At 66.7% G+C, this 18915-nt stretch carries 18 protein-coding genes and 1 pseudogene; 14 read left to right on the forward strand and 5 right to left on the reverse strand.

The features are described 5' to 3' along the window. Positions 1 to 130: 130 nt before the first annotated feature. Positions 131 to 1495, reverse strand: coding sequence for an aspartate aminotransferase family protein (locus AV521_RS26420; RefSeq protein ID WP_076091375.1), 1365 nt, complete (start codon positions 1493 to 1495; stop codon positions 131 to 133). Between the two features lie 19 nt (positions 1496 to 1514). Beyond that, complete coding sequence (locus AV521_RS26425) at positions 1515 to 2033, reverse strand: Lrp/AsnC family transcriptional regulator (RefSeq protein ID WP_076091377.1); 519 nt, start codon at positions 2031 to 2033, stop codon at positions 1515 to 1517. A 216-nt stretch (positions 2034 to 2249) separates the two neighbouring features. Between AV521_RS26425 and AV521_RS26430 the strand changes: the two genes are divergently transcribed. Next, the gene (locus AV521_RS26430) at positions 2250 to 3689 is read left to right on the forward strand and encodes a gamma-aminobutyraldehyde dehydrogenase (RefSeq protein WP_076091379.1); all 1440 of its coding nucleotides are present in this window, start codon (positions 2250 to 2252) and stop codon (positions 3687 to 3689) included. Positions 3690 to 3852: 163 nt separating this feature from the next. After that, a complete protein-coding gene (locus AV521_RS26435; RefSeq protein ID WP_076091381.1) occupies positions 3853 to 5046 on the forward strand; it encodes a PotD/PotF family extracellular solute-binding protein in 1194 nt (397 codons plus the stop codon). A 140-nt stretch (positions 5047 to 5186) separates the two neighbouring features. Here AV521_RS26435 and AV521_RS51120 read toward each other — a convergent pair whose 3' ends face one another. Together AV521_RS51120 and AV521_RS52775 are read right to left on the reverse strand one after the other, a co-directional pair. Further along, positions 5187 to 5402, reverse strand: coding sequence for a hypothetical protein (locus AV521_RS51120; RefSeq protein ID WP_076091383.1), 216 nt, complete (start codon positions 5400 to 5402; stop codon positions 5187 to 5189). 80 nt (positions 5403 to 5482) lie between these two features. Then, a pseudogene (locus tag AV521_RS52775) lies at positions 5483 to 5563 on the reverse strand (hypothetical protein); the annotation flags it as partial. A 382-nt stretch (positions 5564 to 5945) separates the two neighbouring features. On the opposite strand from AV521_RS52775, the gene AV521_RS51130 reads away from it, so the two are divergent. The 7 genes from AV521_RS51130 (at position 5946) to AV521_RS26480 (ending at position 13764) form a co-directional block, all read left to right on the forward strand. After that, positions 5946 to 6143: an SDR family oxidoreductase gene (locus AV521_RS51130; protein WP_079249406.1), complete on the forward strand. Its 198-nt coding sequence runs from the start codon at positions 5946 to 5948 to the stop codon at positions 6141 to 6143. 212 nt (positions 6144 to 6355) lie between these two features. After that, positions 6356 to 7237, forward strand: coding sequence for a U32 family peptidase (locus AV521_RS26455; protein ID WP_256725686.1), 882 nt, complete (start codon positions 6356 to 6358; stop codon positions 7235 to 7237). A gap of 57 nt (positions 7238 to 7294) precedes the next feature. Further along, positions 7295 to 8557: an MFS transporter gene (locus AV521_RS26460; RefSeq protein WP_218639366.1), complete on the forward strand. Its 1263-nt coding sequence runs from the start codon at positions 7295 to 7297 to the stop codon at positions 8555 to 8557. A gap of 21 nt (positions 8558 to 8578) precedes the next feature. Then, on the forward strand, positions 8579 to 9916 hold the full coding sequence (locus AV521_RS26465; protein WP_143658649.1) for a hypothetical protein: 1338 nt from the start codon (positions 8579 to 8581) through the stop codon (positions 9914 to 9916). A 55-nt stretch (positions 9917 to 9971) separates the two neighbouring features. Continuing rightward, on the forward strand, positions 9972 to 11330 hold the full coding sequence (locus AV521_RS26470) for a DUF6002 family protein (protein ID WP_076091391.1): 1359 nt from the start codon (positions 9972 to 9974) through the stop codon (positions 11328 to 11330). Continuing rightward, positions 11327 to 12535, forward strand: a complete 1209-nt coding sequence (locus AV521_RS26475; protein WP_107481021.1) for a GNAT family N-acetyltransferase — start codon at positions 11327 to 11329, stop codon at positions 12533 to 12535. Before AV521_RS26470 ends, AV521_RS26475 begins: the two co-directional genes overlap by 4 nt. A gap of 20 nt (positions 12536 to 12555) precedes the next feature. Continuing rightward, complete coding sequence (locus tag AV521_RS26480; protein ID WP_076091395.1) at positions 12556 to 13764, forward strand: acetyl-CoA carboxylase biotin carboxylase subunit family protein; 1209 nt, start codon at positions 12556 to 12558, stop codon at positions 13762 to 13764. A 46-nt stretch (positions 13765 to 13810) separates the two neighbouring features. On the opposite strand, the gene AV521_RS26485 is transcribed toward AV521_RS26480, so the two are convergent. Further along, positions 13811 to 14323: a hypothetical protein gene (locus AV521_RS26485; protein WP_256725687.1), complete on the reverse strand. Its 513-nt coding sequence runs from the start codon at positions 14321 to 14323 to the stop codon at positions 13811 to 13813. A gap of 153 nt (positions 14324 to 14476) precedes the next feature. Here AV521_RS26485 and AV521_RS26490 point away from each other — a divergent pair, with 153 nt between their 5' ends. The 5 genes from AV521_RS26490 to AV521_RS26510 all read left to right on the forward strand — a co-directional run bounded on the left by AV521_RS26490 (position 14477) and on the right by AV521_RS26510 (position 18908). Then, positions 14477 to 15697 (forward strand): acetyl-CoA carboxylase biotin carboxylase subunit family protein, encoded by a 1221-nt coding sequence (locus AV521_RS26490; RefSeq protein ID WP_143658650.1) that lies wholly within the window; start codon positions 14477 to 14479, stop codon positions 15695 to 15697. A 43-nt stretch (positions 15698 to 15740) separates the two neighbouring features. Further along, entirely contained in the window at positions 15741 to 16178 is a 438-nt protein-coding gene (locus AV521_RS26495; protein WP_076091397.1) for a hypothetical protein, read from the forward strand. Between the two features lie 146 nt (positions 16179 to 16324). Beyond that, a complete protein-coding gene (locus tag AV521_RS26500; RefSeq protein WP_256725688.1) occupies positions 16325 to 17287 on the forward strand; it encodes a hypothetical protein in 963 nt (320 codons plus the stop codon). 30 nt (positions 17288 to 17317) lie between these two features. Continuing rightward, the gene (locus AV521_RS26505; RefSeq protein WP_076091401.1) at positions 17318 to 17974 is read left to right on the forward strand and encodes a hypothetical protein; all 657 of its coding nucleotides are present in this window, start codon (positions 17318 to 17320) and stop codon (positions 17972 to 17974) included. Then, positions 17958 to 18908 (forward strand): inositol monophosphatase, encoded by a 951-nt coding sequence (locus AV521_RS26510; protein ID WP_076091403.1) that lies wholly within the window; start codon positions 17958 to 17960, stop codon positions 18906 to 18908. The genes AV521_RS26505 and AV521_RS26510 overlap by 17 nt, the downstream gene beginning before the upstream one ends. Positions 18909 to 18915: the final 7 nt, after the last annotated feature.

The raw sequence follows: 18915 nt of genomic DNA on the forward strand, positions 1-18915 counted from the left end.
ACTGGAACGCTAGGCAGCCGTTACCGGAGGGCCGGACAGCACACGGCCCCGGGCCGCCGTTCTCACTCGAACGGGGGCACCGGGGCCGACGTTGATCATCCGGAAGGATCAAAGGATCATCCGAGCACGATCAGAGCTTCGTCCACGCCTCCGTGAGGGTGGCGCGCAGGATCTGCTCGATCTCGTCGAAGGTCTCCTGGTTGGAGATCAGGGGCGGGGCGAGCTGGACGACCGGGTCGCCGCGGTCGTCGGCACGGCAGTACAGGCCGTTCTCGTAGAGCGCCTTGGAGAGGAAGCCGTACAGGACGCGCTCGGTCTCCTCGTCGTTGAAGGACTCCTTGGTGTTCTTGTCCTTCACCAGCTCGATGCCGTAGAAGAAGCCGTTGCCGCGGACGTCGCCGACGATCGGCAGGTCGTGCAGCTTCTGCAGCGTCTGCAGGAAGGCGCCCTCGTTGTCCAGTACGTGCTGGTTGATGTTCTCGCGCTCGAACAGGTCGAGGTTGGCGAGACCCACGGCCGCGGAGACCGGGTGACCACCGAAGGTGTAGCCGTGCAGGAAGGTGTTGTCGCCCTTGTAGAACGGCTCGGCGAGGCGGTCGGAGATGATGCAGGCGCCGATCGGGGAGTAACCCGAGGTCATGCCCTTGGCGCAGGTGATCATGTCCGGGACGTAGCCGAACTTGTCGCAGGCGAACATCGTGCCGAGGCGGCCGAAGGCGCAGATGACCTCGTCCGACACGAGCAGCACGTCGTACTGGTCGCAGATCTCGCGCACGCGCTGGAAGTAGCCGGGCGGCGGCGGGAAGCAGCCACCGGCGTTCTGCACCGGCTCCAGGAAGACCGCGGCGACGGTGTCCGGGCCCTCGAAGAGGATCTGCTGCTCGATCTGGTCGGCGGCCCAGCGGCCGAAGGCCTCCGGGTCGTCGCCGAAGATCGGCGCACGGTAGATGTTGGTGTTCGGCACCTTGTGCGCGCCCGGGACGAGCGGCTCGAACGGCGCCTTCAGGCCGGGCAGACCCGTGATGGACAGGGCGCCCTGCGGGGTGCCGTGGTAGGCGACCGCACGTGAGATGACCTTGTGCTTGGTGGGCTTGCCGGTCAGCTTGAAGTACTGCTTGGCGAGCTTCCAGGCGGTCTCGACGGCCTCGCCGCCACCGGTGGTGAAGAAGACCTTGTTCAGGTCGCCCGGGGCGTAGTCGGCGAGGCGCTCGGCCAGCTCGACGGCCTTCGGGTGGGCGTAGGACCACACCGGGAAGAAGGCCAGCTCCTGGGCCTGCTTGAAGGCGGTCTCGGCGAGTTCCGTGCGGCCGTGACCGGCCTGGACCACGAACAGACCAGCGAGACCGTCGAGGTAGCGCTTGCCCTTGTCGTCGTAGATGTAGGTGCCCTCACCCCGGACGATGGTCGGGACCGGGGAGTTCTCGTACGAGGACATGCGGGTGAAGTGCATCCACAGGTGGTCGTACGCGGTGCGGCTGAGGTCCTTGGTGCTCACGGTTATCGGGTCCTCACGGTTATCGGGTTCCCCACATGTAGGTCTGCTTCTTGAGCTTCAGATAGACGAAGCTCTCGGTGGAGCGCACTCCGGGCAGGGACCGGATGCGTTTGTTGATGACGTCCAGCAGGTGGTCGTCGTCCTCGCAGACGATCTCGGCGAGGATGTCGAACGAGCCCGCGGTCATCACCACGTACTCGACTTCCGACATGTCAGTCAGCGCGTCCGCGATCGACTCGACATCGCCCTCGACGTTGATCCCGACCATCGCCTGCCGGCGGAAGCCCACGGTGAGCGGGTCCGTGACGGCGACGATCTGCATCACGCCCTGGTCCAGCAGCTTCTGGACGCGCTGGCGCACGGCCGCCTCCGACAGGCCGACGGCCTTGCCGATCGCGGCGTACGGCCTGCGGCCGTCCTCCTGGAGCTGCTGAATGATGGCGAGGGAGACGGCATCCAGCTGGGGGGTGCCGTTCCTGGACTCGCGGGACGAGTCCCTCTGGTCTGCGCTTCGACTGGCCACGGCCTCACTGTGCACGAGGTCTCGACAGTTTCGCAACCCCTCAGCGATGAAATTCGTTGTTTCAGGGATCAAGACTTGCGGATTTCGCAGAAGTGATGGCGGCGGGGGTGTTGAAAACGTGGCTCCGGCGACTAGGGTGAGGTGTCTCAGTGATTGGACAGCCCCGCGGTCCCGTGCGGGCTGACCACGCTGGACAGCTCGAACCCCCGAACCAGATTCAGGAGGCCGGCAGTGAGCACCGAGCTGCGTCGTCTGCGCAACTACATCGACGGTGAGTTCCGGGACGCCGCCGACGGACGGACCACCGAGGTGGTCAACCCCGCGACGGGCGAGGCGTACGCGACAGCGCCGCTGTCCGGACAGGCGGACGTCGACGCCGCGATGGCCGCCGCCGCCGCGGCCTTCCCGGCCTGGCGCGACACCACTCCCGCCGAGCGCCAGAAGGCCCTGCTCAAGATCGCCGACGCGTTCGAGGAGCGCGCCGAGGAACTGATCGCGGCCGAGGTGGAGAACACGGGCAAGCCCACCGGGCTCACCCGCTCCGAGGAGATCCCTCCGATGGTCGACCAGATCCGCTTCTTCGCGGGCGCGGCGCGACTGCTGGAGGGCCGCTCGGCCGGCGAGTACATGGAGGGGATGACCTCGATCATCCGCCGTGAGCCGGTCGGTGTCTGCGCCCAGGTCGCTCCCTGGAACTACCCGATGATGATGGCCGTATGGAAGTTCGCCCCGGCCATCGCCGCGGGCAACACGGTCGTCCTCAAGCCCTCGGACACGACGCCCGCCTCCACCGTCCTCATCGCGGACATCGTCGGCTCCGTCCTCCCCAAGGGCGTCTTCAACGTCGTCTGCGGCGACCGTGACACCGGCCGCCTGATGGTCGAGCACTCCGTGCCGGCGATGGCGTCGATCACCGGCTCGGTCCGCGCGGGCATGTCGGTCGCCGAGTCGGCGTCGAAGGACGTCAAGCGGGTCCACCTGGAGCTCGGCGGCAAGGCCCCGGTCGTCGTCTTCGAGGACACCGACATCGCCAAGGCCGTCGAGGACATCTCCGTCGCGGGCTACTTCAACGCCGGCCAGGACTGTACGGCCGCTACCCGCGTCCTCGTCCAGGAGTCCATCCACGACGAGTTCGTGGCCGCGCTCGCCAAGGCGGCGTCCGAGACGAAGACCGGCCAGCCGGACGACGAGGACGTCCTGTACGGCCCCCTGAACAACCCGAACCAGCTCAAGCAGGTCTCCGGCTTCATCGACCGCCTCCCCGCCCACGCCAAGGTCCAGGCGGGCGGCCACCAGGTCGGTGACAAGGGCTACTTCTACGCCCCGACCGTCGTCTCCGGCCTGAAGCAGGACGACGAGATCATCCAGAACGAGGTCTTCGGCCCGGTCATCACCGTCCAGTCCTTCACGGACGAGGACCAGGCCGTCGAGTGGGCCAACGGCGTCGAGTACGCCCTCGCGTCCTCGGTGTGGACCAAGGACCACGCCCGCGCGATGCGCATGTCCAAGAAGCTCGACTTCGGCTGCGTGTGGATCAACACCCACATCCCGCTGGTCGCCGAGATGCCCCACGGCGGCTTCAAGAAGTCCGGCTACGGCAAGGACCTTTCGGCGTACGGCTTCGAGGACTACACGCGCATCAAGCACGTGATGACGTCGCTCGGCGAGTAACGCTCCGCTGGGTTCGGCCGCTTTTCGGCTACGGGTGCGTGGGGACCGGTCGCACGGTTCCCACGCCCCTGGGGTGGCTGGTCGACAAGGTGTCCGGCAGGCCCCGCCTTGCTCGACGCAGCGTCGATTGCCCCTTCGTTCGGCGGGACGGCATGCTTCCGGAGTGTCTCAGACTTCTTCCCGTGAGCCCCTGTTGTCCCGCCGTTCCCTTCTGCGCGGCCTCGGCGGCACCGCCGCGTTCGGCGCGCTGGCCGGCTGCGGGGTGCCCGCCGCCTATGTCGCGCCCGGCGACCGGGCCGTCGCCGACCAGTCCACGGCCGACAAGAAGCTGACCTGGGCGAACTGGCCGCTGTACATCGACACCGACGACAAGAACCCGAACCGGCGGCCCACCGTCGAGGCGTTCGAGAAGCGCACCGGGATACGGGTGGACTACGTCGAGGAGATCAACGACAACGACGAGTTCTTCGGCAAGATCAGCCCCGCGCTGATGAACCACCAGTCGACCGGCCGCGACGTGATCGTCATAAGCGACTGGATGTGCGCGCGGTTCGTACGGCTGGGCTGGGTGCAGAAGATGGACCGGGCCCATCAGCCGAACGTGGCGAGGTACCTCGACCCGCTGCTCCGCTCACCGGCCTTCGACAAGGGCCGCCTTTTCACGGTCCCTTGGCAGTCCGGCATCACCGGCATCGCGTACAACCGCAAGAAGCTGGGCCGCGAGATCCGCCATGTGAAGGACCTCTGGGCAAGCGACTTGAAGGGCCGCGTGACCCTCCTCTCCGGACTGGACGAGTCGTTCGCACTGCTCATGCAGGGCAACGGCGTGGACATCACCCAGTGGAAGGCGGACGACTTCCACCGCGTCTGCGACGAGGTGGAGCGTGAGATCCAGCGCGGCCAGATCCGCCGCTTCACCGGCAACGACTACACCAAGGACCTGGTGAGCGGTGACGTCCTCGCCTGCCAGGCATACTCCGGCGACGTCATCCAGCTCCAGGCGGACAACCCCGACATCCGCTTCGTCGTGCCCGAGGAGGGCGCCGAGCTGTGGTCGGACTCCCTGATGATCCCCAACCGGGCCCGCCACAAGGCCAACGCCGAGCGCCTGATCGACTACTACTACGACCCCGAGACCGCCGCGCAGCTGGCCGCCTGGGTCAACTACGTATGTCCGGTCCCGGCCGCGAAGGAGGTCCTGGCGGCCTCGAAGGACAAGGACACCGCCGCGCTGGCCGACAACCCCCTGATCTTCCCGGACTCCGACATGCGCAAGCGCCTCGCCATCGCCCGGGACATCACGTCCACGGAGCGGGTGGAGTTCGCCAAGCGGTGGAACAAGATCGTGGGGCTGTGACCGTCGCTGCCCGTGCCGCACTTGAACGACATCGGGGCACGCGCCCCCCGAGTCCTCTCTGCCGGTGACGGTCGCATCGGTCAGGTCGATGAATTCGGCGCTGTCGGTCCGCGGTTCCGGGGCTTGCTGGTCGCCGCCGGTCAGCCAGGCACCGCAGCCAGGTACTCGTCGTACAGGTCCATGATGTCGCCCGTGCCGTCGTTGGCGGGCGGGTCCTCCTGGAACCGCAACCGCTTTTCGAGCCAACCGGCACGCAGCGAGGCGGTGTTGTGCAGCAGACGAAACCGCTCCAGGGTCCGCTCGCGGCTGCCGTGCAGGGCCAGTACGGCAGCAACTCCTGCGCGCAGGGCCTCCAAGACGCCGACTTCGGCCGGCCGTTCACTGGTCGAGTCCGTCGTGGGGAGACGCCGGCCTCTCGGGCGATCTGGGCGATGGTCGTCTCGTCGTAGCCCTGCTCGGTGAACAGGCGCAGAGCCGTCTCGGGGATCGCTCGGACAAGGTGACCGTCGCGGCACAGCCCGCTGCCCCACGGACCGCTGAACTGCTCCGCTTCCGCGGCTGCCGCGTCATGGTCACCGGCGCCAGCAACCTCGCCAACGCCGGACTTCCCGAAGGCGTCACGGTGGTCCGGGCCGACGCACGATCCCTACCGGGCATCGACCATGCGATGGAGCAGGCACGGCGGCAACTCGGCTGCCTCGACCTGCTCTTCCTCAACGCGCGCATCTCCCGCCCCGGCCCGATCGAGTCAACCGACGAGCCGCCTTCGACGCCGTGTTCGACACAGGCCCTCCCGCTCCTCAACGACGGCGCCTCGGTCGTGTCCACCGTGGGCGTCGGCGAAGGGGTCGGAGCCGCCATGACAGCTGCCAAGGGCGCACACTGCCGTCAGCCCAGGAATGATCAACACCCCTGCCCACTGCAAGATGGGTGTCTCCCCGGAAATGATCGACTCCTGGGCTTGGGACGTCCCGCTCGGCCGTGCCGGCGCTCCCGCCGGCATCGCCGAAGCCGTGCCCTTCCTCGCCCCGGACGCCGCCGGCCACATCACCGGCGACAACCTCAGCGTCTCCGGAGGCAGTGGGCGGAGAGGTTGACCAGGATGACGTAGACCGGAGTACCGACCGGGCGGGCAGCCCGGTCGGGGCGACCCCGCTTTGCAAACCCATTCGGTAAACAGTTTCCGAGTCAAATTCTGTTCCCGATTCCTCCGTATGTAAGTAAAATATCTTTTTTACATGAAGGTTGGGATTGCTAAGGCGCGTTCCATCGCGATACTGGACGGAACATGACAGGGATACTGTACGGCGTGACTCGTCAACAGTTACGTGAGTTAGGCATACCTGCAAACGACGACGATCCTCCGGATTCCGGACGAACCTTCTCTGATGGTGGAAACTTTCGGATCGAGGTGCCCACCGTCAACTCGGTCGAGGCGGCCGCCCGCATCTTAGCGGAAAGCAAGCGCCGCGGCCTGACGATCAACCGCATCACCGAAACATTCGGCATGTTCCGGCACACGGCCGACGAAATACGACGGTACGTCGAACTCGGCCAGGAATACGGTGCCCAGATCCTGATGTCGGTAGGGCCCCGCGCCATTTATGACATCGGCGGCGGGGCGCAGACGCCCGAGGGTGCACGGATCGGCTATCGGCTGCGGGGTCAGGAGCAGGTGGTTCGCGCGGTCGAGGACGTCAAACGCGGGATCGAATTAGGGGTCCGCGGGTTCGTCGTCTACGACGAGGGATTGCTCTGGGTGCTAGGCCGTCTGCGCACGGCCGGCCATCTTCCGGCCGACCTGCATCTGAAGTCCTCGGCGCATTGTGGTCACGGCAATGCGGCCACCGCCCAGATGCTGGAAATGCTGGGTGCGAACAGCTTCAACCCGGTACGTGACCTGACGCTCCCGATGATCGGCGCGATCCGATCGGCCATATCGATTCCCATCGACATCCACGTCGATAATCCCCGGATGTCCGGCGGTTTCGTCCGCACCTATGATGCGCCGGAATTTGTGCGGATCGCCGCTCCGGTATATCTGAAGACCGGGAACAGCGCGCTGGAGGGCCACGGTACGAAGCCCACCATGGCTCAGGTCGACGATATCCTCGCTCAAGTCGAGATCGTCTCTGAGTTCATTCACAGACACTACGCACAGGCCCAGCAGTCCCCGGCCGGTCGGTTCTGAACGCAATTTCTCCCCAGATTTCCAGAGGATGGACAAGAATTGGGTGGGGTGTCCGGATTGGGTCAGACCGGCCAGGGGGCTGCGGCACCGCAGAAACTAGTGCGGCTGGGAAGCAGTTTCTGGCGTTTGTGGTGGGCCAACGCCATCAACAGCATCGGCGACGGAGCCTTCAACGCTGCCATGCCGCTCCTTGCCGTCACTGTCACCAAGGACCCGCAACAAGTCGCCCTCATCTCCGCCGCCAGCTACCTGCCGTGGTTACTGGTGTCCTTGCCGGCAGGCGCGATCGTCGACCGTTATGAGCGCACCACTTTGATGTGGCGCGGCCAGGCTGCTCAGGCCGCGGTTGTCGCCGCCGTCGCGGTGACCGTCGTCGCGGGTGGAGTGTCCATCCCTGTTCTGGCCGTGGCCTGCTTCCTCCTCGGCAGTATCCAGGTGGTCATCACCAACGCGGCACAATCGGTATTGCCACAGATCGTCCCGGTCGACCTCCTGCAGCGCGCCAACAGCAATCAGTACGTCGTGCAGACCGTGGGCGAGTCCTCTCTCGGACCGCCCCTGGGCAGTCTCCTCTTCACCGCGGCGGCGACGCTTCCGTTCAGTGTGGACGCGGCCTCGTTCATCCTGTCAGCAGGCCTGCTCATCACCATCCCGAAAAGAATCAGCGACCATATCGGCCGACGCTCGTCCATGCGGGCCGAGGTGGCGGAGGGACTGCGCTGGCTGACCAGCCACAAGCTGCTGAGAACGCTCGCCGTTCTTCTCGGTATCAACACCTTCTGCAATCGACTCGGCGTGGCGACCTTGGTCCTGTTCTCCACGCAGACACTCCACCTCAGCGACCGCGCCTACGGATTGATGCTCGTAGGTGAGGGGGTGGGGAGTCTCATCGGCGGACTCGTCAATGTCCGAATCGCCCGGAAACTAGGGCCGATCCGTGCGTTCGCCGTGTCCCTCGCCGCCAACTCCGTCATCTACGCCGGAATGGGGCTCGCCTCCAGCGGAGCGCTCCTCGGGGTGATGCTGGCCCTCTGCGGCTTCGTGATCACCGTATCGAGCGTCGTCACGGTCAGCCTTCGCCAGGAGGTCACTCCCAGCAATCTCCTCGGCCGTGTCAACAGCGTGTTCCGCATGGTGGGTTGGGGTCTGATGCCGCTCGGCGCCCTGGCCGGCGGCTTCGTAGCCCAGCATCTCGGTCTCCGGGCGCCCTTCCTGATCGCGGGTGGCGTACGACTCGCCGCGCTCCTCGTGGCCCTTCCTCTGCTCATTGCCGAAACACGCGCCATGCGAGAGAAGTTCCGAACCTCAACCGAACCATAACAACAGAAGGAGAGTCAGATAATGCTCGATTGCTCCGAACGTTCATGGTTCGGGAGCTACGTCCCCCGAACCGGAGGGCCGTCTCCCAGACTCCTTGCGGAAATAATCGAGAAGGAACTGACGGATATTGCGAGGAGTCGCTTCCCACGGGCGTACGAACCGTTAGTCGTGCCCGTCGAGTCGTACCGCGGCCTGCTCTCGGCCACCCGGCGCATACTCGAACTCCAGCGTCGGGCAGTCGCTGAGATCGCGGCGGACTCGAGCGGACGAGTGACCGCCCTGAAGGCGGATCAGGCAGACCTCCCTCGGCTCAGCGCCGACGAGGCATATGAGTTGGCACACGCCATCGATTTCTCTCGCGCCGATGCGGTCGTCACCGAGGACGGGCCGAAGTTCGTCGAGTTCAACGTCGGTGCGGGTGTCGGGGCTGTGCTGGAATTCGAACTGGAACGCCGGATCTGGCAGCGAATCCGCCAGGAGACCGGTGAGGCCGAACTGACCGCTCCCAGCCTCTACGAGCAGATGGCCTCACTTGTGAAACGGACATGCGCTGAGCTGGGCATCGAGCCGTCTGTGCTGCTCATCGGGACGCTGGAGGATCCAGCGAAGACGACGCGCTACTTCAACACGCAGATCGAGTTCCTTCAGGAATACGGGGTGCGGGCCCGGTTCGCTGATCTCTGTTCGCTGCTCGAAGAGGTCCCCGCGAACACGGACGCCAAGAAGACCCTCGGCATAGTGCAGTTCGCGGAGAGAGAAGCCAACAACTGCGGATGGGACATGTCGCCCCTTGTGTCCGCCGCTCGAAACCACCTCTTCGCGCTGCCGTCGCAGACCGCGCGGCTCATCGATTCGAAGAAAGTGCTGGCCCTGTTATCCGAAGGGCTTCCCTGGATGTCCCGGGAAGACCACGAACTCGTTCAACGCTGCGTTCCCTGGACCCGCATCGTCGGAGACCGGACGGTTGAATGGCGCGGGCACACCCACGATGTCTGCGAACTCCTGCTGAAGGAACGGGAGAACTTCGTTCTCAAGGGTGCCGCCGGATACTCCTCCCAGGAGGTGTTCTTCGGTCTGAGTACTCCCGATGCCACCTGGAAGAGCCTCGTCGCATCCGCAGTGGAGTCGGAGTACTACGTGGCCCAGGAGGTCGTCATCCCGGTACGCCGTCCCATTCAGGCGCTCCTCGACCAGGACGGCAGCGTCGAAACGGTGCTGGCCAATCCAAGGATTTCCCCGTTCTGCGTCGGCGGAGTCGCAACCGGCTGCTCGATGCGCTTCAACCCATCCGGTGAGATCGGCCCGGTCACCCGCCCCTACGGCGCCTGGCCCGGTGTACTCCTCGGCGCTCCGAGCTAAGGCATACCCATCCCGCCGAGCTCGATCATCGAACAGGAGAACAGGAGAACAGGCAATGATCACCGAGAACGTCCTGGCGCGGTACTACTCGCAGGTTCAAGAGGCGCTGTACGCGCTGTTCCCGGAACGGGGTGGTGGAGAAGACGCGGACTTCTCGCCGGGCCCCGAACTCCCTGAACTCACACCCGCAGTGCGGAATTACCTGGCCGCGTCGGAAGTGGCGTACCTGCCCATGCCCCAATACCGCGAGAAGCGTCTGTCGCTGCTGGACCTCACACGTAATCCGGGCACGGGTACGACGAAGACTTTTCCCTCGCTCGTGATGGTCGCCCGTGCCGTCCGATTCATCCAGGACACCGGACAGCGGGTCACCATCGTCACACCGTCATCTGCCAACAAGGGCGTCGCACTGCGAGACGCGGTGCTTCGCGCGATCACCTGCGGACTGGTCACCCCGGACCAGCTCAATGTGATCGTGATAGTCCCATCCGGCTCGGCCCACAAGCTCCGCTCGTCCGAGCTCCTGACGGATGCGGATCTGCGCGGCCGGAACCCCATCGCTGTCTACAACGGCCCCGAGGCGGAGGCCGTGAAGGCGATAGCCCGGGAAATGGTCGACAGGCACAGGAGGGTGCTCGAAAAGGACCTCGACACGAACCTGTGGTACACCCTGCAGCTGGAGAACTACCTGGCCGGCGACGTCGTGCGGGCGCTGAGCGAAGCCGAGTTCTTCCCGGCCGACGCCGAGCGACCGCGACTTCACGCCCACGCCGTGTCCAGCGCCTACGGCTTCCTCGGGCACGCCTATGGCCGTGAGATGGTCACCGGTCACGGGGCCGGTGTGCCGCCCCGCTATTTCCTGGTGCAGCACCTGGCCGCCCCCGACATGGTGGTCAGCCTGTACGGAGGTTGCGATGCCGGCAAGGTGCCGACCTATGTCTATGAGCGGGAATGGGGCGGCTACGCACAACGGGAGAACCCGCACTTCCCGCGTGTCACCTTTGATCCGGAGGAGGTGCTCGACACGACCTTCTACTCCAGGAATCCCGTCACATCCCCGAGGATGAACTCCTTGATCGAGGGGCAGGGCGGAGGCGGCATCGTCGTGTCACTCGCCGAGTGCCTGGAGCGCTACGGTCAAGTGCGCTCGTACCTGAAAGACGCGGGACTCACGATTCCCGCCAATCCGACCTCGGTTCTTGAGTGGTCGGTCAACATGGCCATGACTGGTGTCTTCAACGCGATCGACCGCGGGCTCTTGCCCGAGGACGACATCCTGATCCACGGCTCCGGTGTCTATGGGCGCGATGATTTCGAAGGCGTAGGCCTGTCGCAGCTGCAGAAGGTCGAGAACGCCGATGCGCTGAGAGACCTGGTGCTCAGCACCGCGGCTTCCACAAGGGCCATGTCATGAGTTCGCCGCTGGGCAATCGTGTCCAACTGCCGTCACGCGTATCCCTGAAGAGCCGGCTACGCTTGCATGCGGGATACCAGTGGCGCAACAGCGGAAGTCCTCTGCTCGTTGCGCTGCGCACGACCTGGGACACCAGAAGCTGGGGAAAATTCCCCGCAGTGCGGTCAGAAGTGGGCGGGGTGTCTGTTTCCTACTCCGGCGTGCCTGAAGGACTTGCATACACACTGGAGTTCACCGAGCATCGCCGGGAGGGTGTCAACAGCGGCGCCACGGTGCGGGTTTCGACTTCACTCAGAGGATGCGATCTGGCTTCCCCCGAGGAACTGCCGGACGCCGATATCATCGTGGTCGGCACCAGCGCTGACAAAGTCGGTCGGCTGCCCTCCGACACGTCACTCGTCATGCCCATCCGCGTGCACTTCGTCCTGGATCTCGCCGATGGATACCGATCGGTTCTGGAGAACGCGTCCAAGGGAGCCAGGCGGGACTTCCGGCAGAAGTACCGGCAGTACGACTGGGAGTTCGGGGTCGAAGGCGACCCCATCTGGTTCGATCATTTCTACGAGCGCATCTACCGGGCGACCATGTTCCAGCGTTACGGGGAGCGCGCCCGTACGGAGAGCAGGGACTCCGCCTACGAGTGCCTGTTCCGCTCCGGTGTGCTGTTCTACCTGGCCATGAACGGCGAACGCATCGCCGGCCACCTCTGCCACTGGGATCCGCAGTCCGGAGTCCTTACCTCCCGGCTGCTGGGCGTGCTCGACGGCGCCGAGGAGTACTACGCGGCCGGCACCCTCAAGGTCATGTACTTCCTCCTGATGAAGTGGGCGGCCGAAAACGGTGTCCGTCGGCTCGACTTCCAGGGAACAGAGGCTTTCCTCAGCAAGGGCACCTATCAGATGAAGCGCCGGTTCGGTACCCGCGTGATATTGCCGCCGAACCACTTCGGCCGGAAACGCCTGTGGCTGCAGGTTCGCCGGGACACTCCGGAGGTACGGGACTTCCTCGTCGCGAACCCCGTGTTGCAGGTGACCAAGGAAGGGAAGCTGGAGGCAGTCTACTTCTACGACGATGAGCGGCCCGCCCGGGTGGACTACCGAGCCGTGGGAGCAGGAGTCGAGGCTGTTCGGCACTTCTCGCTGGATGAATTCCTGGCCGGGCGCCGGGCGGACGGCAAGGCATACGGTCGCGTGCAGCCAAGCTGACGGTGGAGTGTGGAGCGCACATGCGTATTCTGGTCATGCACAGCCTTGCTGATTCTTCCGTCCGCTATGGGGAGAACATCGATCACCACAAACATGACGTCACCTATGTGAGCACATTGGCAAAGCTGGGAACACTGCCGAACAATGTGCCCGCTCGGGTGATCGAGCGCCCAGGGGCGGGGGATACGGCGGAAGAGGTCCTCGCTGCCGTGAAGGGTCTGCCGAAGCCGGACCTGATCATCACCTTGTCGGAATTCGACGTGATCGCCGCGGCCCAGGTCCGGGAAACTCTCGGGGTCCCCGGTGCCACGGTGCGCCAGGTCCTTCCGGTCAGGAACAAGGTGGTGATGAAGTCGGCGGTCGCCAGGGCGGGTTTGCGGGTGCCGAGATTCGCCCCGCTCCCGCAGGTGCTCGTACAAGGAGCGGAGTCCGTTCCCTGGAAGGGGCGTACCGTCCTGAAGCCACTGTCGGGCGTACTGGCTCAGCAGATCCAGATCTTCCCGACGGCCGCCATGGCGCTGGATGCGGTGCGGCGTGGCGAAGTTCCGGTTCCCGTCGAGGACTTCGAGATCGAGGAATTCATCAGCGGTCGAATCATGCACATTGACGGAGTACTGGCAGGAGGCAGGCCCATCTCGATCCTCGCGAGCCGGTACGTGGGGACGTGTCTCGCCTATGCGGAGGGCAGCCCTCTGGGTTCGGTGCAGATCGACACCGGCCCTGAGCTGGTCGAATGGTCCCTCAGCTGCCTGAAAGCGGTGGGAATCGAGAACGGTTTGTTTCATCTCGAGGCCATCGCGGCACCGGAAGGGCCGGTGTTCCTGGAGGTGGGCGCGCGATGCGGAGGCGGTGGTGTCATCGACTCCTTTGAACTGGCGACGGGCATACGCATGCCCGGAGTAGCCGTCCGGGTGCTTGTCGAGGGACCGGTGGACCTTCCTGAGGCGCGGATACCGGGCCCCGATGAGCGATACGGCTGGTTCCTGATACCAGGGCACACCCTCGGCTCCAGGTACTGCCGCATCAGTGGCGAGCAGCCGTTCCGTGATGATCCGCTGGTACACCGTTGGTCACAACGCGGGCTCGACGAGCCGGTCAAGTTCTCGTACGCGAGCTCGAACGTGCCGATCGCCGCGATGCTCGGCCCCTCATCCACAGCCACCCTGGAGCGGTACATGGATTCCCTTTTCACATCGGTGCGGGTCCAGCCCCATGACGGTTCCGCCTGATCAGTGGGGAAGAACATCATTAGGCGAAGCGTCAGTTGAAGAAGTGTCAGTAGAGGAAGCGATGGAGCGGTGCCTCCTCGGTGAGCAACATGGTCAGACGGTGCGCAAGGCGCTGCCATGCGTCTTCCTGCGCATAGGTCAGCCGCACCTCATGGCCGTCGGCGGCTTCGAGCGCGGCGGTGAGGGTGTCGGTGTCTTTGTCGGCCGTCAGATCCATGAGGGAGAGCACGCGAGCCATCGTGCCGACCAGACGGACGGCGGTGCCCTCGCCGGAGGAGTCGAGCGAGCGGAGCGCCGCAGCCGTGCCGGTCGGGTGGGCGGAGTCCGCAGGCTTCACCAGGGCGCCGGACAGCTCTCGCAATACCGAGTAGAGCAGATCGATGTGTGCGGTGGGCAGGTCGACGATCCTCAGACCCTCGTGTTCCCAACGGCCGTTCGGCGTCCAGACGCGCGGTCCACGCTCGACGGCCGCGGTCAGGGATTCGCTGATGCTCCGGAAGGCCGCCACCCCTTCCATCAGGACGTCGTGCCCATGGCCGCCTCGCGTCGATTCGGCCATGGGCACAAGCAAGTGCCGGCTCACCTGTTCGCACTGGGCCTCGAAGTCCGGATCCACCACTACGAGGCGTGGTGACACGCTCTCCCTGTCGCGGCTGCTCCTCTGCCTGATCACTGCCCCAACAGTACTCCGCAGCGAGAGGAACGGATGGACATGCGCATTCTCGTCATGCACAGCATCCCTGAATCGTCCATGCGTTACGCCGAGAACATTGATCACTATGAGCACGAGGTCACCTATGTCACTGTCACCGCCAAATTGAACTCCCTGCCGGTCGGCGTGCCCATCCGCGTCGTCGTGCGATCCGAGACCGGTGACACGGCGGCGGACGTACTCGCGGCCGTGAAAGGCCTGCCCGCACCGGACCTCGTCATTTCCACCTCCGAACTGGATGTGATTCCCGCGGCACGGGTGCGAGAAGTACTCGGAGCCCCAGGCGCCACGGTGTGCGAAGTACTGCCGGTTCGGGACAAGGTGGTGATGAAGACCGCGGTGGAGGGCTCCGGGCTGCGGGTGCCCCGGTTCGCGCCGCTGCCCGCAGCCCTGGCAGGGGGAGAGAATTCGGTGTCCTGGCGGGGACGAACCGTCCTGAAGCCACTGGCGGGTCAGGGCAGTGACCAGACCCATGTCTTCCCGACGGTCACGGCGGCCCTGGACGCGGTGCGCGGCGGAGACCTGTCGATCGAAGCCGATCGATTCGAGGTCGAGGAGTTCGTCAGCGGTCGCATCCTCCACGTGGACGGTCTGCTGGTGGCCGGCCGGCCCGTCGTCGTTCTCGCCAGCCGGTACGTGGGCACGTGTCTCGGTTACGCACAAGGCAAACCCATGGGCTCGGTGCAGATCGAGACCGGTGCGGACCTCACCGACTGGACCTTGCGCTGCCTACGGGCGGTCGGCATCGAGAACGGGCCGTTCCACCTTGAGGCGATCGAGGCTCCGGAAGGCCCGGTGTTCTTGGAAGTCGGAGCCCGGTCCGGCGCCCGGTACGTGGTGGACATCTTCGAACTGGCCACCGGGGTGCGCTTACCAGGCGCGGCGGTCCGCCTCCTCGTCGAGGGCCCGGCTGGCCTTCCGGCACCCCGTGTCCCGAGCCCCGACCGGCTCTACGGCGCCTTTCTCTTCCCGGGACACGCCCTGGACTCCGCGTACTGCCGCATCACCGGGGAAGGGGTGTTCCGCGACGACCCGCTGGTATTGCGGTGGCATCAGAAACAGGCCGACGCGCCGGTCAGCCGCCGCCTGACCTACTCGCCTGGCCTCGTGGCCCTCGCGGGAACGCTCGGCCCCTCCTCTCCCCGCGCACTCGAGAGTTTCATACTCAAGCTGTTCGACTCGGTGCTGGTGACACCCGGCGAGCCCTCGCCCAGGGGCTGAGGGGCCGGCAACACGTCGATTCTGAGGGGTGGTTGGGAAGAACATGGCGATTTGGGGGCTGGTCGTCGAGACGACCATGAGCGCCGGTGACCGTAAGCACATCGAGGCCGAGGTGCTCGCGCATGTCCACGGCTCTCGTGCCGAGGCGCTCGCGGAGCTTGAGCGGCGGGCCCGGAGCTACTCGCCCGAGCACCCCCGAAGCCCCAGGCGCCGTCGGCTCTTCCGGGACGGCGACGGATTCCTCCTCGTCGTCGACGGGGCGTGGCAGTCGTTCGCGACCCGGTTCACCGCCGCGGAGCTGCTGGAGGATTCCGCCGCGCCCGTCGCCCCGGAACCCGACAACGCGCCGGCCGAGTCTGTCGCCGCACCGGACGAACCGGTGGATCAGGCCGAGGAGGCCGAGGAGGCCGAGCCGTTCGAACGGTACGCGGACGGGGTGCCGGTCAAGCCGGCGTGGCTGGGGCGTGACGACCTGTCGTGAGCCCGTCCGCCGTCCGACCGTCGCCGTCCGACCGTCCGCGGTCGAGGCCGCGTCGGCCGCTCCGGTGGTGCTGACGGCTGATTGAGGCATGGCTGGCGGGGCGCCCTTGCTCCTACGATGGAAGCCACCGTCGGGGGAGGGTGGACGTGACGAGCAGTACGCCGCAGGGGGCCGGGCGCCGGCTGGAGAACGGGATCGCGTGGGCGGTCCGGAACGCGGACGGAATCGTCGCCATCGTCGTCGCCGTGGTCGTCGGGCTGATGGACGTCCTCAACAACAACATGGACCCCAACATCGTCTCCGGCGCCACGCTGCTCGTGCTCGCCGCGCTGGTGTACGGCTCGCTCACCGAGCGCCGGCGGCGGATGGCCGACCTCCGTGCCGCGACCGCCGGAACCAGCAGGGCCATCGAGGACCTGGCGATGGTGCGCGCGCTCTCCGGCGCCGAGACCGCCCTCGCGCACGAGCAGGCCCGGCGTACGACCAGCCGCTGGGTGTTCAAGGGCGGCACCGGTACCTATCTGCGCGCCGTCACGCTGCCCGAGTGCGTGCTCGAAGCACAGCGCCAGCGGCGCTCCCTCAGCATGAAGATCGACATCATCAACCCCGCCGACGACCACGTGTGCGCCGCGTACGCCCGCTTCAGGAGCACGTTCGGGCCAGGGGCCGGCGGCGGCCACGCCGAGTGGACGCTGGAACGCACCCGCAAGGAGGCGTACGCCACCGTCGTCGCCGCCTGCTGGCACCGGCAGCGGCTGGACACCCTGGAGATCGACGTCCACCTGTCGTCGGTGGCACCGGCGCTGCGCTTCGACCTCTCCGACACCTGCCTGATCATCACCCAGGACGACCCCAGCCGGGTCAGCCTCTACGTGGAGCGCGACCGGCCGCTCTACGACTACTACGTCACCGAGCTGCACCAGAGCCGCGAGCAGGCGGTCAAGCTCGATCTGCGCGATGCCGTCCCGCTCACCGAAGAGCCCACCGTGGACGAGGTCAGACGCCTGCTCGACCGGCTCGGCCTGCCGCTTCCGCCGAGCTACACCGACCGTGACCTCGGCGACATCATCGACAAGGCGCTGCGCGCGGAGAACCCGTACCGCAGGTGAGCGTCGTGTTCCGGCCAAGGGGGAAGGAACATGGACTACCCGGCCCTCGAACGGGCCGCCCGGCGGCACGCGGCCGCCGAGCTGACACGGCACGCCGTATCGGAGCTGGACCGGATCGTCTCGGGCCGCCGCACCCTGCACGCGGTACGACATCCCCTGGGGTTCGTCTGCCTGCCCGTGCTGCGTGACGGCGACGACGGCGTCTGCGTCCACGTCTTCGGCACCCCGGAGGCGGAGCCCGACCGGTCCGTGCCCCAAGTGCACTGCCACAGCTGGGACTTGACCAGCACCGTGCTCTACGGGCGGCTCGGCAACCGGCGCATGGACGTCGACTACGACGCCGGTGAACCCACCCACCGGGTCTTCGAGGTGCTCAGCGATCCCTCCGGCATCGACGAACTCCGGCCCACCGAGCGGCTGGTGCGGCTGCGGCCCGGCGCGGAACAGACCAGCGCGCGCGGCCAGAGCTACACCCTCCCGGCGGGTGAATTCCACACCAGCGTGGTGCCCGACGGCCGCCCCACCGCCACCCTGGTACTGGGGCGGACCCTGCCCGGCCGCGTGGACCTCTCGCTGGGCCCGCCGTCCGCCCCGGGCCACCGCATGGTCCGCCGGACGTGCGACGCGACGCAGACCGCCCGGATCGCTCGGGCCGCCCTCAGGAGGATCCATGAGCCCGAACCCTGACCCGTCGTCCTCGCCGGCCGGCTACGCCGTTGAGCACCGTACGGCCGTGGGCGCCGCCGAGGAGGCCGGGGCGCTGCTGCGCTCCCGCTTTCCCGACGGTTTCGCCGCCCACGCGAAGGGCCAGCTCGGCGACGTCGTCACCGACTTGGACGTGGCCGCCGAGCAGCTCGTGGTCGGGCGGATCCGCGCGCGCTTCCCGCACGACCGGATCCTGGCCGAGGAGTCCGGCGAACTCGCCGGTGACGGCGGCGGCCGCACCTGGCTCGTCGACCCGCTCGACGGCAGCAACAACGTCGTCATCGGGCTGCCCGTCTACGTCGTGGGCGTCGCCCTGTGCGTCGAGGACACGCCGGTCGTGGGCGTCGTCCACGATCCGATGACCGGCCGTACGTGGTCCGCGCTGCGGGGCGGCGGGGCCCAGGGGCCGGGCGGGCGGCTCGCCGCTCCTGCGCTCGCCCGCCCGCTCTCTGCCGCGGGCCCGCTGCTGGCCTGGACCCAGGGCCACGCCGTCTTGCGCGACGACCCCGTCGCCTGCGCCCTGCGCCACTCCCTCGAACTCCGCTCCCGCCGCCTGCTCCAGCTCTGGGCGCCACTGGTCGCCTGGGCCATGCTGGCCCGCGGCGACATCGACGGCTTCATCGGCTACCGCGCCGAGGCGATCGACCTGCCCGCTGGTGCGTTGCTCGCCCGCGAGGCCGGCATCTCGCTACGGCACCTCGACGGCGCGGAGTTCGGCGGCGGATTCGGCGGTCCCGACACGGGGCGTTCCTTCGTCGCCGGGCGCCCGGAGATGCTGCCGCACCTCCTCGACCTCGTCAGCCCTTTCTCTCCCGGCACCGAGGGCACGTACACGGTGGAAACCGCCCCGACAGATCCAGCGGCGCGGCGTTCTTCGGCGGCCGGTACGGCACCGTCGGGCCCCACGGTGCCGTGAGGACGAG

The sequence above is a fragment of the Streptomyces sp. IMTB 2501 genome (assembly GCF_001953885.1).
GTDB lineage: Bacteria > Actinomycetota > Actinomycetes > Streptomycetales > Streptomycetaceae > Streptomyces.

Bases quoted from the DNA above. Each gene is read 5' to 3' on its own strand.
- AV521_RS51130 (WP_079249406.1), top strand. From the start codon at position 5,946: ATGATCAACACCCCTGCCCACTGCAAGATGGGTGTCTCCCCGGAAATG.
- AV521_RS26465 (WP_143658649.1), top strand. From the start codon at position 8,579: ATGCTCGATTGCTCCGAACGTTCATGGTTCGGGAGCTACGTCCCCCGA.
- AV521_RS26470 (WP_076091391.1), top strand. From the start codon at position 9,972: ATGATCACCGAGAACGTCCTGGCGCGGTACTACTCGCAGGTTCAAGAG.
- AV521_RS26475 (WP_107481021.1), top strand. From the start codon at position 11,327: ATGAGTTCGCCGCTGGGCAATCGTGTCCAACTGCCGTCACGCGTATCC.
- AV521_RS26480 (WP_076091395.1), top strand. From the start codon at position 12,556: ATGCGTATTCTGGTCATGCACAGCCTTGCTGATTCTTCCGTCCGCTAT.
- AV521_RS26485 (WP_256725687.1), bottom strand. From the start codon at position 14,323: ATGGCCGAATCGACGCGAGGCGGCCATGGGCACGACGTCCTGATGGAA.
- AV521_RS26490 (WP_143658650.1), top strand. From the start codon at position 14,477: ATGCGCATTCTCGTCATGCACAGCATCCCTGAATCGTCCATGCGTTAC.
- AV521_RS26495 (WP_076091397.1), top strand. From the start codon at position 15,741: ATGGCGATTTGGGGGCTGGTCGTCGAGACGACCATGAGCGCCGGTGAC.
- AV521_RS26505 (WP_076091401.1), top strand. From the start codon at position 17,318: ATGGACTACCCGGCCCTCGAACGGGCCGCCCGGCGGCACGCGGCCGCC.
- AV521_RS26510 (WP_076091403.1), top strand. From the start codon at position 17,958: ATGAGCCCGAACCCTGACCCGTCGTCCTCGCCGGCCGGCTACGCCGTT.